The following is a 16856-nucleotide window of genomic DNA, read 5'->3' on the forward strand; positions in this document are numbered from 1 at the left end:
CCCAAACCGCCGGGGCTGTTTGCACTCCGGCACCTACATCGCGCGACGGCTTCCTGACGCCGCCGCGTTCCATCTCACGCTGCACAAGATTGCCCGTCTCCTGCCGCAGCGCGCGACGACCTCCGCCGTCTCACCTCGAATAGCTCGCGAAACCGAACCTCATACAGCCCGAGACGTAACAGTTGGAATCGAATGTTCTCAAAGGCCTCACGATTGTGGCGCAGGCCAGTTTCGTCCTCGGCGCCTCCATCAAGGTAGTCGAAGACCATTCGCGGCAGGCGCTTTTTTGCAAGCGCGCGGAAGTCCGCAGTATTGACTGGTTTTACCATGACACTAGACCCCTTCCGCTCAAGCCCGAGTCTCCACCTCGATCAGCACGGGCCGGTCGCTGGACAGTGCCTTCCTGAGTGCGACGACGAGTGCCTGGCTACTGTCGGCTTGCAGCGCGTCGACGCCATAGCCGCTGGCCAAGGCGCAGAAGTCCAGGCCGGGAACGTCGAGGCCGGGCACGTTTTCGGCTTCGAGCACACCGGCAAACCAGCGCAATGCGCCGTAGGTGCCGTTCTTCATGATGATGAAGATGGCAGGGATCTTGTATTGAGCTGCCGTCCACAGGGCTTGAATCCCGTAGTTGGCGGAACCATCCCCGATTACGGCAATGACGCGTCGATCCGGCTTGGCCAACTGAATGCCGACTGCCGCCGGCAGTGCAAATCCAAGGCCGCCTGCTGCCGCGAAGTAGTAGCTGCCTTGCTCCGTCATTCTGAGTCGCTGCCACAAGATGTTGGTTGTGGAAGTGGATTCGTTCACATAGATGGCATCCCGTGGGGCCATCTCGTCAATCATGTCGAAGACCCGTTCCGGCGAGAGTGGGCCAGTCTCGTCTTGCGCCAGTGCCGGGCGAATGCGCAGGGCAGGCAGTGGGCGGGAGGCCTTGCTCACCGAGTCTGCGAGCGCGCGCAACGTGCCATTGATGTCGGCGATGATCGCGTCGCCCATTGGCGCCCTGGCCGCTTCATTCAGGTCGCATGTGATGGAGATAAGCCGTGTACCCTTCGGAAGAAAGTCACCGGGTTCATACTGGTGGTATCGAAACACCGGCGCGCCGACGACCAGCACGAGATCGTGGCCATCCAGCAATCGGCTGATGCTCGCGATCCCCGCAGGCAGCAGGCCACGGAAGCAGGTATGCGTCGTCGGGAAGGAGCAGCGCGGGGCAGAGGGCGCCATCCACACCGGCATTGCGAGTTTCTCCGCCAATGCAACGGCCGAGCCGTTCGCCTGGGTGGCGTCAACATCGGGCCCCACGACCATGACAGGGTTCACGGCCCCTTCGAGCGTCCTTACCAGGCGCGCGAGCGCTTCCTGGCTCGGCATACCCGCCATTTCGACGCGCCGGTTCGAGAGGTGCTCTACGCCCGGACCGGCTTGCTGCTTCCAGTCATCGTAGGGAATAGAGAGGTACACCGGACCAGGTGCCGGTGTAGCCGCCATATGAATGGCGCGGCTCAGTGCCAGCGGCACTTCTTGCGCACAGCTTGGCTCGGCACTCCATTTGACCAAGGGACGCGGGAGGGTTGCGGCGTCTACGTTGGCGAGCAATGCCTCTACCCCCACCATGGGGCGGACCTGTTGACCTGCCGTTACCACGAGCGGCGTGTGCGAATTCCAGGCATTAGCCAGAGCACCCATGGCATTGCCAGTGCCAGCCGCCGAATGAAGATTGACCAGAGCCGGCCGGCCAGTAGCCTGAGCATAGCCGTCCGCCATGCCTACGACAGCACCCTCATGGAGGCCCAGCACGTACCGGAAGTCCGCAGGGAAGTCCTTGAGGAAGGGCAATTCGTTGGAGCCCGGGTTGCCGAAGAAAGTGGTCAATCCCTGTGCGCGGAGGATCTCGTAAGCGGCTTGATGAACGGTAGTCATGGCAAATTTCCTTGTAACTGACCCATCGTAGGGGGCGGTCGAAAATTAATCCAATCATCATTTTTTCGATCTTATAATAGACACCATCTATATTGATGACGTCGCTCATGACTACCGATCTCAACCTCATCCGGACCTTCGTTGCTATCTATGAGACGAAGAGCGTGAGTGGCGCCGCGAAACGGCTTAGCGTGACGCAACCGTCGGTTAGCTACGCATTGAATCGCTTAAGAGACGTACTGCATGACCCTCTCTTCACCCGCACGCGGGATGGGATGGTTCCCACCTTCAATGCCACTCAGCTCTTCCATTCCTTTCGAAATGCGCTGAACAGCATCGAGTCCGCCATATCCGCTACACGCCACTTCGACCCCCAGCAGTCGACGAGAACTTTCCGACTGGCGCTTTCGGACTTGGGCGAGTTGTATTTCCTGCCGCCGCTGGTTCAGGAGTTCAAACGAATCGCCCCCCATGTCGGCCTCGACGTGGTTCAGATGGACAGTGAACGGATTGGCGATTGGCTGCAGGCGGGGAGCGTTGACGCAGCGGTCGGCAACGTGACGATCGCCGGGGGACGCGCGCGGAAAAAGACGATGTTCACTGAAAGCTATTCCTGCCTTTTGAGAACCGCTCATCCGACAATTTCAGACTCGCTATCTCTTGAACAATTTGTCGGGGCTAGCCACGTCGTGGTCGCACCATTCACCGGCCATCATCTCGTCGAAGATGTGATGAATGGAATGGGACTCGAACGCAAGGTCGCGCTGAGGGTTACCCACTTCACGAGCTTGGTGGCCGTCGTCGCATCCACAGATCTGTTGCTAACTCTACCCACCCGCATCGCACGTGCTTTTGCCAGTGAAGGCAGCATGCGGGTCTTGCCACTGCCCTTTCCCATTCCGTCGTTTGAGGTCAACCTGTATTGGTACCCGCAAACCGAAGACCTGGCGGCTCAGCAATGGCTTTGCGACACTATCAACCAGGTGCTCAGCACTCTTTGACGCGCGATCTGACGCACGCTACCTCTCTTCGATGGTTGGCGCGCTCGATTGCTCCTTTCTGATCCAGTCGATTTATCGTAAGCGCCAAATCCAGCACACCTTGAGGATTCCGGTTGTTAGCCAGTATTGCAGCAATGAGTTCCAGCGCGCCATGCGCGACTGGGGCATGCGCTCGTCCGTGAGTCGGAAGGGGAATTGCCAGGATGCACCGATCGAAAGTTTCTGGGGGACGTCTCAAGACCGCCTGTTTGCACGGAAGACAGTTCGCCACCCGGCGAGAGGTCATGGACGCGGTGCTCGACTGGATAGCCTTTTATGATCACCGACGGTTGCATTCCACGCTCGGATATCTCAGCCTCATGCAATACGAGCAACGCTGGCATGCGGCACAGCGTAAAAATGCCGCATAACCCGACAGCTAAGAGCTACACCAGACAGGGGCAACATCACAACCAGGTTGGTTCCGTCTTGGGAGCCATCACCCCGACCGCTTTCCGTGATCGCACACGGCGGTCGGGGTAAGGGGAGGTTGCCGCTTACACCGCCGAGACGCCGCTCGCTTGCGTCGCTGCGCTGAAGATCGGCGGTGCAGTGACGATAGAACGAAGCGCGGGCTCGGCAGGCCTGAGGGCGGCGAGGTCGGGAACGGGGCGGCGCAATGCCGCCGATGCGGCAAACGCCGCTTCCATCGCCTGGGCCACGCCCAGGGTTTCACCGTCGCCCCGGAAACGGCCGGTCACCTGCAGGCCGAACGGCATGCCGAGGTCGTCGGTGCCGCAGGGCAGCGAGATGGCAGGATGCGTGGTCAGGGTCACGACATACGTCAGGGCCAGCCAGCGGTAGTAGTTTTCCTGCTTCTCGCCGTTGATGGTATCCGCGTACAGGCTGGTCCACGGGAACGGCGAGACCGGCGTGGTGGGTGACAGGATGACGTCGTAGTCCCGATAGGCCTGCTGGAAGCGCTGCAGGATGCGGTTCTGCTCGGCCTGCGCCCACGCGCTATCGGCCAGTGACATCTTCGCGCCCATCTCGTAGTTCGCACGGGTGTTGGGGCCGAGGCTGGCGGGATCGCGCTGGTAGGCCTCGTGCATGCCGGCGACGAAGCTCTCGGCGCGCAGCACGTCGAAGCAGTGGTGCACGTCGCCCAGGTCAAAGGTTACCTCGTCGCACTGCCTGCCTTGCCTTCTCTCTTCACTGTGCCTGCCTTCTGCCTTCCTCGTGCCTCTTTCCTGCGCTCTTCCAAGGAGGCAAGGACGAAGGAAGGCAAGAAGAAGAGAAGGAGACCAGGGCGTGGGATACCGCTCAGATGCAGGCAGTGCTCAAACGTCTCGCCGACCTCGGCTGTCACGTCGAACCCATTGCTCATGCTGTCTAACGCTTCTTGGTAGGTCTCCCGCAGGGCCAGGCCTATCGCAACAGATAGAGCGAAAACTGCCCACCGTTTATCGGGAAAGCTGCGCCAGCCAATTCACCGAGCGCTTCCATTGCACCCAACCCACCCATCGATATGCCGCCGGCACAGTCCACGCTCCTCCCGGCGTCAGTGCAGGCAGTGAAAAGCACCAGGGCTACGAGCCCGGCCCAAACCAGCTTGCTCATGAACTTCTCCTCGCGATTCCGGCAGGCAAGGGGAGCGGGAGCCGCCGGGAATCAGGGCGGCGAGTCCCACGATGATTTCAGCAGTCGCAACCTTCGTCCCACGCTCAGGCGGGCCTGATGTTCTGGTTCACGCGGAACAGGTTTGCAGGGTCGTACTTGCGCTTGATCTTCGCCAGGCGCGCGTAGTTGTCGCGATAGGCAGCCTTCACGTTGTCGTTGCCTTCGTCCATCATCATGTTGATGTAGCCGCCGCCAGCCGAGTGCGGATGCAGCGCCAGCCAGTAGTCCTTGGCCCACTGCACGATGCGGTCGTTGTTGGCCGGGTCGGGATCGACGCCGACAATCACGCTGGCGAAGCTCGCATCGCGGTAGCTGAACGCCGTGTCATTGGGGCCCGCGCGATGCGCCGCGCCATTGATGGGATACAGGTGCATGGTCGAGTGCATGGACGGCAACTGGTGCCCATACTTGATGTGCAGATCGATGGCCTTGTCGCTTAGGTCGCTCACGAAGTCGGCTTTCCAGTACCACTGCAGGCCAGGCGGATACAGCGCATCGAACAGGCTCTGCAAGACCGGCCAGGGAATGGGGCCGGCAAAGTCCACCGCTGGCGGCATGGCGTCGCGAATCGGCTTGAAGCGCGCCGCGGCCTGATCGAGTGGACCCGTGTAGCACCACACCACGGCGCACATCTTCTGCAGGTGGACAGACTCGGGGAACGGCGGCCCGGGCGGCACCGTCACAAAGCCGAACCAGCCGTTGATGTCCTGCGGCGCAGTCAGGATGAAATCGCGCCACCACTTCATCAACTCGCGCGCCTGGTCCATCGGCCACAGCATCGGGCCGCCGTAGACCGTGCCGACGGGATGGGCCTTGAACTCGAATGAGGTGACCACGCCGAAGTTGCCGCCACCGCCGCGCAGCGCCCAGAACAGGTCCGCGTTCTCGTCGCTGCTGGCATTGACCAGTCGCCCGTCGGCCAGAACGACCTCGGCGCCAAGCAGGTTATCGATCGTCAGGCCGTAGGCGCGGCTGAGGTAGCCAATGCCCCCGCCAAGCGTCAGCCCACCCACGCCCGTGGTCGAGATGAAACCGCTCGGCGTCGCCAGTCCATAGGCGCTGGCGGCGTGGTCCACATCGCCCCAGGTGCAGCCGCCACCAACCCGAATGGTGCTGCGCTTCGGATCGACAAACACGCCTTTCATCGGCGACAGGTCGACCACCAGTCCGCCGTCGCATGTGCCGAGCCCCGCGCCATTGTGCGCACCGCCACGTACGGCCAGCAGCATGCCGCTGTCTCGCGCGGCGTTCACCCCCGCAATGACGTCCGCGACATCCGTGCAGCGCGCGATCAGCGCCGGGCGCCTGTCAATCATGCCGTTGTACACCGCGCGTGCCTGGTCATAGGCCGCATCGCCAGGCTGAATCAATTGCCCCCGAAAATGCGGCTTCAGCGCGGTGGCGACGGTTTCACCCAGAGCCCCTTCCATGGTTGTCTCCTGTCCGGTTGGTATGCAGGAGTTTTATCAACCTCGGCGTTTGAAAGGCGTTAGGCGCACCGTTATATGCGCCAATCTCCGGCGCGGTTGGCCCGGAGCGGCCAAACCATCACTAGCGCGCCAGTAACGCGCGCGCCCGGACGATGTCGGGCTGGTCGAAGCCCTCAGTGAATCGGGCGAGCGGCGGCTCGACCACTCGGCGCGCGCCGATACCCTCCCGCGGCTCGCGCAACGCCGCCAGCGACAGCGCGGCGCGTAGCTCGAGAGGGCGAGCCCGTTGGGCGGTGGCGATCTCGATCGCCTTGATCAGCGACGATTCGGCTTCGGCCAGATTGGCGCTGCGTTGCAGCAGAAGCTCGCCGCGCAGGCGATAGAGCTCCGCGTCCAGCCAGTGCTCGCCAGTGTGCTCCGCATGATGGAGCGCCTGATCCAGCGCCGCAAGCGCGGCCTCGGTCTCGCCCACGTCACCCAGGCATTCCGCCAGCATGCCGAGATACAGCGGCAGCCGCAGGCGCGCGCCGGTGCCATGAAAGCCCTCGATCGCCGCCCGCATTGCCGCCACGGCGTCGGCACCGGGCGACTGCTTTGCATTGGCCCAGGCGAGCAGCACGTCAGCCCAGGCAAGGTAGTAGCCGACGTGGTACTGATCGGCGATCGAACGTGCCTGTCGGGCGTAGTGAAGCGTGAGACCGTGCTGCCGGCGCAGGGCATGCTGCGTTGCAAGATAAGACAGCGCCAGCGCCTGGGAGAACGGGTGTGCCAGCCGGTTTGCCACCTCCAGCGCTTCGCGTCCACGCCGGAGGGCCTGATCGGCTAGCCCGGTGAACCAGAATGCATGGGCCGACCACGCCGAGGCCAGCACGCCGAAGTTTCCGCCCATCAACGACACATGCTCGGCGTGCTGGGTTTCGTCATAAGCGCCGATCGCGCGTTGATACGCTGGCTCCGCCGCCACCCAGTCACCCTGCTGGACCAGGCTCCCCATGATGTTGGTCCATGCCATCGACGCGTAGGTACCCGACCCGGAAGTGCCCAATCCCGCGATGAGTTCCTCGCTCAGGCTCCGTGCCTGGGCAAGCTCCGCACTGACGACGAGAAAGAAGGCAAGGCTGACCTGGGCGCGCGCCTGCTGACCGAAGTCGCCCGTCTGTCTGCTGAGCTCCACGGCGCGCCGCAGTGGCGCGTCGAGTTCCGGTGCCGCCCACCCACGGGAAATGCGAATCGGCGGCGCAAGGTCGAGTTGCAATGCCAGCGACTGCTGAGCGCGCTCTTGCGGATCGACGATCTGATCGGCTTGCGCCAGCCCGCGCTGCAGCAGGGCGATGGCATCGTCATAGGCGTACACACTCTGCGCAACGCCGGCCGCGCGCCGATAGAACGCGGCTGAATCGGTTGGCAGGCCCGCCTGTTCGTAGTGCGCGGCAATCTGCGCGCTGGCAGCGTCGAGATCATCGTCCGGCGCCTGTTCAAGTGCGCGTGCCACGCGTTGATGCAGGCGGCGGCGTTGCAGCGGACTGACCTCGGCGTAGGCCACGTCCCGGATCTTGTCGTGGCTGAAGTCAAAGGCAATGCCCCCGCTGTCTGGCTGGCGCACGATGCCTCGTTGCCAGAGTTCGTCCAGCGCATTCGTGAGGGCGTCCTCGCGCACGTCGCTCGCCTGGGCCAGCACATCGGCGGTGAATGCTCGCCCGATGATCGCCGCGACGCCGACGATATCGCGCGCGGCAGGCGACAGTTGCGCAAGACGGTTCGAGATTACCGTGTACACCTTGGGTGGCAACTTCGGGACCGTGCCGTGCGGCGTGCCGCCGGCCGTCGCGGTGCCGGACCGGGCGCGCATCATCTCGACCGTGAACAGGGGATTGCCTTCGCTATCCTCGAATAGCCGGGTTGCCTCCGCATCGGCCAGCGGCCGATTGATGATCTGCGCCGCGATCTTCGCAGTTTCGGCGGCATCCAGCGCGCCCAGCAACATCTCCGTGAGCTGGTCGTCGCGCCGCAAGGCGTCAAGCAGCCGGCTCACGGCGTGCAAGGGCGTGATGTCTTCATGCCGCGCCGTGGCGACCACGAGGAGCTTCGCGCTCACGTCGAAGCGCATCAGGAAACGTAGCCATTCAAGCGTCTCCGCGTCGCACCATTGCAAATCGTCGAGCAACAGCAGCAGCGGCCCGTCTGTCGCCAGCACGGCGCGCGCCAGCGCTTCGAAGAACCGCTGGCGCTGCCAGTATTCGGTGAGTGGGGAGGGCGGAGGCAGGCCGGGTTGTTGCGTCAGCAGCTCTGGCAACAGGCGCGCGACTTCGGTCAGCCACAGTCTGTCGAGTCCGCTCATCGCTTCGTGCAAGGCGGGGCTGCGCAGCCAGCCGGTGACCGGCGCAAACGCGACCCGCCCCTCGGCCGCGTACGCGCGCGAGTGGGTCGTGGTGAAGCCTTGCCCGGAAAGGTGCACGAGCAATTCCTCCGCCAGGCGCGACTTGCCGATGCCCGCCTCGCCCGAGATCAGGGCGAACTGCTTGTCGCCAAGCTGACTACGCTGCCACACTTCGAGAAGCCGCCGCCATTCGTCGTGGCGTCCGATCATTGACAGCATGGGGTCCCGTGGGCGTCGACGCGGTGTTGGCGCAGCCTGGGCAGCAAGGCGCGCATAGGCCTCGCGCAAGGCTTCACTGGGCACGATGCCCAGCTCGCGCGTGAACGTTTCAACGCAGTTGCGATAGGCGCGCAGCGCGGATGCATGATCGTGATTCAGGGCATGCAGGCGCATCAACGCCATATAGGTGGGCTCGCGCAATGGGTCGAGCCGCTGCAACTGCTGCGAGTGTTTCAACGCCTTTGCGTAGTCGCGTCTGTCCTCGCTCAACTGGCTGAGCCGCACGAGCGCCGCGATGCACGCTTCGCGTAACTGATCGCGCTGCGGGGCGATCCATTCATCGTAACAACTGGCTAGCAGGTCGCCCCGATACAGTTCCGCTGCATGCGTCAGGAGCTCTTCCTCGGTGGCCGCGTCGTTGTTGCTTGCGGCCCGCGCCGCGGTGGCCAGGGCCGACTGAAACTGCGCGACATCGAGATCGAACGCGGAATCGGGCAACCATCGCACCATTTGCGCATCGGCGTGGACGAAACTGGCTGCGTGCGGCCATGACTTGCGTAGATGAAACAGGAGCTGACGCAATGCGTTGCGTGCCTGCGCTTGCGTGGAATCGGGCCAGAACAGGAAGGCGAGTTGCTGGCGCGACTGCGGCACGTCCCGATGCAAAATCAGATAGGCAAGCAGCGCCTGCAAGCGGGGAGAATTCGCGTCAGGCATCGGCGCGTCGGCGCCGTCGAGATGGAACTCGCCGAACAGGCGGACAGAGTAGCGAGCTTCAGGCGCCATGCTGGTCACCGGCGATCTAGGCGACTTCGGCGGCGTCGTGGAGGCCGGCCCACGTCCTGGTACGCTGGACTGCCGATGGCGGTGCGGACGCACTCGACAAACGTGCGTAATCGCGCAGGCACGCATCGGACTTCAGCGTGGGCGATGTCAATGGACTCCGGAGCCGGAGGCGATGCGCCATTCCGGGTAGGCGCCAGCCGTCGTGTCGTGCGTCTCAGCAGGGTCGCTCCCAAAGAATTTTTTCCAGATCGGCCAAGCGCTCGCTGACGACGGATTTGGACAGATGGAGGCGGCGCGCGGCCTCGCTGATCGCGCCAGCCTCCACTACGGCGACGAAGCCGACCACGCCTTCGAGCTTGCGCATTGTTCGGATCATCCGGATGGCAGTTCTGCGTTCTTCAGTCTAGTGCGAACTACGCTCGCCGCAGAGGCTTGCCGGGACGAAAGCGAAACCGCTCGACGGGTTCGCGGCTTGACAAGTGCATTTAACGCCATAATCTCCACGCGGTATGTGCGCTGCATCATGGGATCAGCCTCGACGCTTTCGTCGAGATGTCACGCCGGTGCGATATGCGGTCTCAGGAAGAGTTGGATGAAGCGCTGAGACTTCATCACGCGAATCTATTGGCCACTTTGGAACACGTCGCGTCGAGCCACTTTGAGGTCGTCCTGGAGCTCGTCCTGCGTGACACAAAAAAGCTAGACGAATGTATTGCGGCACCATTCCCTCGCCGGACAATTGTGGTCTGCGTCTGGAGTCCACTTCCAGCTTTTTGAGGAGCGCGAACGCGCCAGGCCAGGTGGCAGCAGTAGTTCGACGCGCAAGATTGCTTTGGTCCTCATCGAAACACAAACGGCTCGGTAAAAGCTGAGGCGGTTTCTCACTGCCCGATAATCAAAGCGCCGACTTGCATTGCCCGAAGCGCCAGGGCACGCTGACAGGGCTATGACAGCTCTTGTCAGACGCCCACAGCGGACCGAACTCAATTGCCGGATTCAAGCGTACTGCGAAGCCGGCTTAACCGGGCGACCGAAACTGCTTGGCTTCCGCCATCGGGGCCCGTGGGACGGAGGTCGGCTATTCGGCCTTTGCCGCCGTTCGGCAACGGGTCGTCGGCGTATAAAGAGATCGCAGCGGCCGGCAGGTTCGCGCCGAGGCCACCCAGCGCAATCGCCGCGCGCTGGCGGCAGGAGGTCCCTTAGAAGGCTTGACGGAGCTTGCGTCGCTTGGCGTAACGGGCCCGTTCACACATGTGCGTTTCGACTATGTGCTCCAGGACGCGCCGTGCGAAGACGAAATGATGGCCGCGAGCCGATACGATACGGCAGCGCTCCGATCGCGCGGATCGGCGTGGTAGGGCGGCATCGTCATGATGCCGTTGGCGCAGCCCGCTCCGCCCCTATGAGCGGAGGCCGAACAAGCCGTGCCAGAACGAATCGAAGGCGCCGGGGTGACGCCTGGGCCGCGTCACCTCGTCGGGGTTTGACGCCGTCGCCCCGGCGGCCTCGGTGTCAGGCGCGTCCGCGGCCGGCACGGTTGCCCGCCGCGACTCCTGCAAGGCCCATGTGCTGTCCGCGATGCGTGCCGCCAGTTCCGCGTCGCAGTCCCGGCCGAGCAGCACGCCGAAGATGACGTCGCGGTTGTGGCCGTCGCCGGCAAAGCGCATCGCGGTGGCGACCATCTTCTCATAGTGTTCCTGCGCGACGCGCTGGCCCTCGCGTTGCGCCTCGCGCTCCTGTTCTTCCTGCGCCTCGCGCTCGGCCTGGCAGCGCCGCATCTCCCGCTCAAATACCTCGTCGTAGATCTGGCGCTGCCCGGCATCGGAAAGAATGGTGTAGGCATCGCGGATCTCCTGGAATGCCTCGTGCGCCTGCGCCTCGCGGCCAAGGTTGCGGTCGGGGTGCCACTTCATCGCGGCGCGGCGGTAGGCGCGCTTGATCTCGTCCAGGGTGGCGTCCGATTGCACGCCGAGGGTCGCGTAGAGGGTGGTCATGGGCCTGGGGCAGCTGCTGGGGGGCTTTTATCCTAGCACGGGGTGACGCGCCAGCAGCGTCACCGCCGTGTCAATGTGGTGCTGTTACTGGTAGTGCACTTCTACGCATATCGACGCCATTCGGCACGGCGCACGCCTACGGCAGCCCCGGGGAGATCGCCGCTTGGCTCGAGCAGGCCAAGGGCAAGCTGCGCGAAGTGTTCGGCCGGCCACCATGGGCACTGGCTGCGCGCCCCGGCTCGCTTGCGCGATTGCGCTTATGAGTAAATGCTTGTTTCCATGTCACCTTTACGGAGCCACATCATGGACACACGAAGTGAGCTGCAAGCCACTGTGGACGCCCTGGTTCAAGCGGGCAAAGGCCTGCTGGCCGCCGACGAGAGCGGGCCAACGATCGCCAAGCGGTTCGAGCGCATCGGTGTGGCATCGAGCGAGGAGAGCCGCCGGGCGTGGCGCGACCTGCTTCTGTCGACACCAGGTCTTGGTGAGTTCATCAGCGGCGTGATCCTGTACGAGGAAACGCTGGGCCAACGCGCCGACGATGGCACGCCGCTGCCGGAGCTGGCGGCGCGCCATGGCATCGTGCCAGGCATCAAGGTGGACAAGGGCAAGCTCGCGCTAGCCCACGCTCCCGGCGACGAGATCACCGAGGGCCTCGACGGGCTGGCCAAGCGGCTTGCCGGCTATCGCCAGCAGGGCGCGCGCTTTGCCAAGTGGCGCGCGGTGTACAACGTGTCCGACAAACTGCCCGGCCGGCTTGCCATCCAGGCCAATGCGCAGGCGCTGGCACGCTATGCCGCGATCTGCCAGGAGACGGGCGTGGTGCCCATCGTCGAGCCCGAGGTGCTGATGGATGGCGCGCACTCCATGGCGCGTTGCGCCGAGGTCACCGAGACCGTGCTGCACGAAGTCTTTCACGCTTTGCACCGGCATGCGGTGGTGCTCGAACACATGCTGCTGAAACCCAGCATGGTGCTCCCCGGCAAGGAGGCCGGGCACGCGCCGCCGGCCGAGGTTGCCATGCAGACCCTGCAGGTGCTCAAGCGCACGGTGCAGGCGGCGGTGCCGGGTATCTTCTTCCTGTCCGGCGGTCAAACGCCTACTGAGGCCACCGCCAATCTCGATGCCATGAACCGGCTCGGCCCGCTGCCCTGGCGGCTGGCCTTTTCCTACGGACGCGCCTTGCAGGAGCCGCCCCTGCTGGCCTGGCGCGGCGAGGCCGCTAACGCGGCGCAAGCGCAACGGGCGCTGCTGCAGCGCGCCCGGCTGAATGGCATGGCCTGCCTGGGGCAATACGAAGCGGCGCTGGAGACCGCTGCGGGCTGAGCCTTCGGCAGGCGCGGTCTGGACCGGGCGCTCAAACGCTTGCGCGCCACTGACCTGAATTGCCTGCATCAGGCGCCCGCTCTGCTCGGGTTCTGCGGGCGCCTTGTAGACGGAGTGACGTGACCGCGAGCATCACATGCTCGCGCTTCCAGCTTGCGGTAAGCGCGCTCAGTATCGGTGCAGAAAAGGTCGCTGCGAAGTCTGCTTCAGCCGGTTGAGGAACCAGCGGCCGGCGGGGCCGGGCGGCGTGTCCTTGCGGTAGACCGCGAACATGGCGATCGGCGGGGTACGCGGCTGGAAGTCCAGCCGCAGCGCCACCAGGTCGCCCGCATCGATATCCCCCTGCACCATTGCCGCTGGCATGTGCCCCCAGCCGAAGCCGGCGCGCAAGAAGGCATGCTTCGCGCCCAGATCGGCCAGGCGCCAGGTCAGCGGCGAGAAGACGCCGAAGGTCTCCCCCTCAGTCAGCGTGGTGCGGTCGGTCAGGACCAATTGCACGTGGCCCTCCAGTTCGCGTACCCGGATAGCCCCCTTGCGCGATGCCAGAGGATGCGATGGCGCGGCCACGGTGACCATTGGCACGTCGAGCAGCTTTTCCGCATCCAGCGTCTCGGGAACCGCGGGCATCGATCCGCTGATGCCAAGCCGGCAAACGCGCTCGATTACGGGGCGCATGACCGCGCCAAGCGCCTCCACATACAAGCGCAGCGGGGTGTGTCGAAACGCATCGCGGAACTCGCCCACTGTCACCGTCAGCGACGCCATCGGGTACATGACATCCACCACCACAGACAGCTCGGGTTCAAGTCCTTCGGCAATCGCGCGCGCCTTGGATTTGAAGCCGTCCATGCCGCTCACCACCAGCCGCGCCTGCGCCAGAAGCGCGGCGCCCTGCTCGGTCAGGCGCGGATAGCGGCCGCTGCGATCGAACAAGTGGACATCGATTTGCCCCTCCAGGTTGGCAAGCGTCTGGCTCACCACCGACTGCGCGCGCCGCAGCTTCCGCCCCGCCGCGGAGAAGCTGCCCTCGTCGGCGGCCGCGATGAAGGTGCGTAGCTGGTCCAGGGATACGCCATCAAGCATGTATCTATTCCTTAGATGGATTTCATCTAGAAATATAGGCTACCAATATATATGTCAAGCACCTAACCTTCGGTCATGTCATCACCGAAGGAGATTTTCATGGAGTATGCAACGCAGACCCGTCACGCCGGAGACGCGGGCCAGACCCAGCACCACGCCGCGCAGCCGGATGCGGCGAGCCATCGTGCCATCGTGCTGCGTACCGGTGGCCGCCGGCATGGTCCCGTTTCACGGATCGTCAGTCCCGGCGACGTTGGCAAGCTGATCAAGCCCTTCGTCTTTCTCGACTACTTCGATTTTGCACCCTCAGGCGACGCGTTGTTCCCCATGCACCCGCACTCGGGCATCGCTACCCTCACCGTGCTGCTCGAGGGCGAACTGCACTACGAAGATACGACCGGCGCGGCCGGCGTGTTGGCGGCGGGCAGCGTCGAATGGATGCGGGCGGGCAACGGCATCTGGCACGCAGCCAGCCCCGCGAAGGGGAGCCGCTTCCAGGGCTATCAACTGTGGATCGCCCTGCCGCGCAGCCTGGAGAACGGCACGCCACACAGCCAATACCTTCCGGCGTCCTCGATACCGCAATCAGGACCGGTGCGCCTGGTACTGGGCTCACTGGATGGAAAAGACAGCCCGGTTGCCGCGCCGTCCGGCGTGGCACTGCTGCACGTGCGCCTGGCGGCGGGCCAAAGCTGGCGCTATCAGCCGCCCGCAAGCCACACCGTGGCCTGGGCACACGTCAACCGTGGCACGCTCGCGACGGGTGGCGAGTTGCTGCAGGACGAACTCGCGGTCTTCTCACAGTCCGAGGGCGCGCTCGATTTCACCGCCGAAACAGATGTGGATTTCATCGTCGCGTCGGCGGTCCCCCATCCGCACGACCTGGCACTTGGCTACTACTCAGTCCATACATCGAACGACGCGCTCCGCAGGGGCGAAGCCGAGATCGCCAGGATCGGGACGCAGTTGCGTGCCGATGGTCGTCTGCGGTGATGCGAGTGACTCCCAGGCAAGGCATTTACCGCTTTATCTCCACGTTTCATTCTTGATTACTTACTTTCCATTTCTTCACCCAAGGATGCACACCATGAACTCGACGACCGCAACTTCGCGCCTGGCCCTTCCCCTGATCGGCCGCACCCTCATCGCCACCATCTTTCTTGTCAGCGGCCTTGGCAAGCTGATGGCACCCGGTGCGACCATCGCTTACATCGGCTCGCTCGGCCTGCCTGTGCCGCTGCTGGGCTATCTCGGTGCGCTGGTGCTGGAACTGGCGGGCAGCGTGCTGTTGATTGCCGGCTATCGCACGCGATTGACTGCTGCGCTGCTTGCCGCCTACGCCGTGGTCACGGCGCTGATCTTCCATCACGCGCTCGGCGATCAGAACCAGATGTTCCACTTCCTGAAGAACCTGGCGATGGCCGGCGGTCTGCTGCAGGTGGTGGCCCATGGCGCCGGCGCGCTTAGCATCGACGGTCGCCGCAGCACGACCGGCACGCGCGCCGTCGCGGCGCATTGAATGCAACGTACCCAACAATCCGGGAGCACGTAGTTGCAGGTTCGCGGCAAGAATCTCCGCTACCACCGCGCCCGACACGCAAGGAAATATCATGAGCGTCGCAGCAGAGTTGTTGCAGCAACACCTCCAGTGGCTGGTTGATGACCACCAGCAATGGCAGGAACTGATTGCCGAGGACATCGTATGGGAACTGCCCTACGCGCCGGGCATCGGGCATCCGTCGAAATTGAGCGGCCGGGACGCGGTGATCCGCCATGTCTCCTGGTTCATTGGTGCGGTATCGAATTTCCGCTTCTTCGACGCCGAGATCCTACCCTCGGCAGACCCTCGTCAAGCCGTTGCGCGGGTGCACGCCGAAGGGCTGATCCAGTCGACCGGCCGCATCTACCGGCAGGAGTACGTCGTGTTCCTGACGGCCCAAGACGGCAGGATCGCGCATCTGCGTGAATACTTCGACCCGGTGCAGGCTGCGCTGGCACTCGATACCCCGATTGTCGGCATTACCGCAAGGAGCCTTTGATGAAAGCCATTCGTGTAGCCGCCTACGGCGGCCCCGATTCCCTGTCGCTGCAGGAACTCGATGATCCTCGCCCCGGTGATGGCGAGGTGCTGATTGATGTCGCCGCCACCTCGGTCAACCCGATTGACTGGAAGATCGTCAGTGGGGCCATGCAGGCCTTCATTCCGCTAACCCTTCCCTTCACGCCCGGGGTGGATGCTGCGGGGACCGTCATTGCGGTCGGACGCAATGTCACCACACTGGTGCCGGGAGACGAAGTGCTGGGCTTCATCGGCATCGTCGGCGGCTATGCAACGCGCGCCGTGGTGGATGCGGGTCGCCTTGCCCGCAAGCCGAAGGGCCTCGGGTTCCTGGAGGCCGCTGGCATTCCCGCGGCGGCTTTGACTGCCTGGCAAGCGCTGCACGACCATGGCAAGCTTCAGGCGGGACAGAAAGTCTTGATCCACGCCGCAGCTGGCGGTGTCGGTAGCGTGGCCGTGCAGTTGGCGAACCTGGCCGGCGCACAAGTGATCGGCACCGCTTCGGCCGCCAACCGGAGCCACCTGCAAGGCCTGGGGGCGACAGATGTGATCGATTACACCGAGGACGATTTTGCCGCCAAGGTTTTGAATGTCGATCTTGTACTCGACCTGGTCGGCGGCGACACGCAAGTGCGTTCCTGGTCAGTGCTCAAGCGCGGTGGCACGCTGGTATCGAGCGTCAGCCCGCCGGATGCCAGGCGCGCCCATGAAGTCGGCGCCGACGGAAAGCACTTTGCGACGCGCCCTGATGGTGCCCAGCTCTCCGCGCTGGCCATGCTTTACGCATCAGGCAAACTGCGTGTCGAAATTGAGTCCACTTATCCACTGGCTCGAGCCGGAGAGGCAATGGCGAAGAGTATGGCCAGGCATGTGCGCGGCAAGGTGATTATCCAAACGGCATAAGGCGCCGGCTGGCACGCGCGCGAGGCGCTGCCATCTATCTTCCGCCCGCCGAACGGCCGGTGAAGGGGCGGGGCCGCCGGTCCGACTCTACGT

14 protein-coding genes and 2 pseudogenes are annotated in these 16856 nt (G+C 64.0%); 7 read left to right on the plus strand and 9 right to left on the minus strand.

The annotated features are described in order from the left end of the window. Positions 1-74 precede the first annotated feature (74 nt). Positions 75-329 carry an alpha-hydroxy-acid oxidizing protein gene (locus tag ACZY0R_RS10965; protein ID WP_488858373.1) on the minus strand — a complete coding sequence of 85 codons (255 nt, stop codon included), beginning with the start codon at positions 327-329 and terminating at the stop codon, positions 75-77. Between the two features lie 19 nt (positions 330-348). Then, complete coding sequence (gene mdlC / locus ACZY0R_RS10970; protein WP_488858374.1) at positions 349-1926, minus strand: benzoylformate decarboxylase; 1578 nt, start codon at positions 1924-1926, stop codon at positions 349-351. A gap of 107 nt (positions 1927-2033) precedes the next feature. Between mdlC and ACZY0R_RS10975 the strand changes: the two genes are divergently transcribed. Beyond that, complete coding sequence (locus ACZY0R_RS10975; RefSeq protein ID WP_447432907.1) at positions 2034-2927, plus strand: LysR family transcriptional regulator; 894 nt, start codon at positions 2034-2036, stop codon at positions 2925-2927. Positions 2928-3045: 118 nt separating this feature from the next. Beyond that, positions 3046-3337 (plus strand): annotated as a pseudogene (locus ACZY0R_RS10980) (IS3 family transposase); the annotation flags it as partial. A 126-nt stretch (positions 3338-3463) separates the two neighbouring features. Here ACZY0R_RS10980 and ACZY0R_RS10985 read toward each other — a convergent pair. From ACZY0R_RS10985 to ACZY0R_RS11010, 6 genes and pseudogenes are all read right to left on the minus strand, one after another. Next, positions 3464-4102, minus strand: a pseudogene (locus ACZY0R_RS10985) (amidase family protein); the annotation flags it as partial. 232 nt (positions 4103-4334) lie between these two features. Beyond that, positions 4335-4526 (minus strand): hypothetical protein, encoded by a 192-nt coding sequence (locus tag ACZY0R_RS10990; protein ID WP_447431839.1) that lies wholly within the window; start codon positions 4524-4526, stop codon positions 4335-4337. Positions 4527-4630: 104 nt separating this feature from the next. Next, entirely contained in the window at positions 4631-6016 is a 1386-nt protein-coding gene (locus ACZY0R_RS10995) for an FAD-binding oxidoreductase (RefSeq protein WP_488858375.1), read from the minus strand. A gap of 121 nt (positions 6017-6137) precedes the next feature. Continuing rightward, positions 6138-9398 carry an ATP-binding protein gene (locus tag ACZY0R_RS11000; protein ID WP_488859638.1) on the minus strand — a complete coding sequence of 1087 codons (3261 nt, stop codon included), beginning with the start codon at positions 9396-9398 and terminating at the stop codon, positions 6138-6140. Between the two features lie 214 nt (positions 9399-9612). Further along, a complete protein-coding gene (locus ACZY0R_RS11005; protein WP_488858377.1) occupies positions 9613-9762 on the minus strand; it encodes a helix-turn-helix domain-containing protein in 150 nt (49 codons plus the stop codon). Between the two features lie 1036 nt (positions 9763-10798). After that, on the minus strand, positions 10799-11392 hold the full coding sequence (locus ACZY0R_RS11010) for a J domain-containing protein (RefSeq protein WP_488858378.1): 594 nt from the start codon (positions 11390-11392) through the stop codon (positions 10799-10801). A gap of 303 nt (positions 11393-11695) precedes the next feature. Here ACZY0R_RS11010 and ACZY0R_RS11015 point away from each other — a divergent pair, with 303 nt between their 5' ends. Next, positions 11696-12718, plus strand: a complete 1023-nt coding sequence (locus ACZY0R_RS11015; RefSeq protein ID WP_488858379.1) for a class I fructose-bisphosphate aldolase — start codon at positions 11696-11698, stop codon at positions 12716-12718. A 168-nt stretch (positions 12719-12886) separates the two neighbouring features. On the opposite strand, the gene ACZY0R_RS11020 is transcribed toward ACZY0R_RS11015, so the two are convergent. Then, the gene (locus ACZY0R_RS11020; RefSeq protein WP_488858380.1) at positions 12887-13801 is read right to left on the minus strand and encodes a LysR family transcriptional regulator; all 915 of its coding nucleotides are present in this window, start codon (positions 13799-13801) and stop codon (positions 12887-12889) included. A gap of 99 nt (positions 13802-13900) precedes the next feature. Here ACZY0R_RS11020 and ACZY0R_RS11025 point away from each other — a divergent pair, with 99 nt between their 5' ends. The 4 genes from ACZY0R_RS11025 to ACZY0R_RS11040 all read left to right on the plus strand — a co-directional run bounded on the left by ACZY0R_RS11025 (position 13901) and on the right by ACZY0R_RS11040 (position 16763). Continuing rightward, the gene (locus tag ACZY0R_RS11025) at positions 13901-14794 is read left to right on the plus strand and encodes a pirin family protein (RefSeq protein WP_488858381.1); all 894 of its coding nucleotides are present in this window, start codon (positions 13901-13903) and stop codon (positions 14792-14794) included. Positions 14795-14879: 85 nt separating this feature from the next. Beyond that, positions 14880-15320, plus strand: coding sequence for a DoxX family protein (locus ACZY0R_RS11030; RefSeq protein WP_045240288.1), 441 nt, complete (start codon positions 14880-14882; stop codon positions 15318-15320). 91 nt (positions 15321-15411) lie between these two features. Beyond that, positions 15412-15840: a nuclear transport factor 2 family protein gene (locus ACZY0R_RS11035; RefSeq protein ID WP_488858382.1), complete on the plus strand. Its 429-nt coding sequence runs from the start codon at positions 15412-15414 to the stop codon at positions 15838-15840. Then, positions 15840-16763, plus strand: coding sequence for an NADP-dependent oxidoreductase (locus tag ACZY0R_RS11040; RefSeq protein WP_488858384.1), 924 nt, complete (start codon positions 15840-15842; stop codon positions 16761-16763). Before ACZY0R_RS11035 ends, ACZY0R_RS11040 begins: the two co-directional genes overlap by 1 nt. Positions 16764-16856: the final 93 nt, after the last annotated feature.

The sequence above is a fragment of the Cupriavidus sp. F041 genome, from assembly GCF_057814235.1.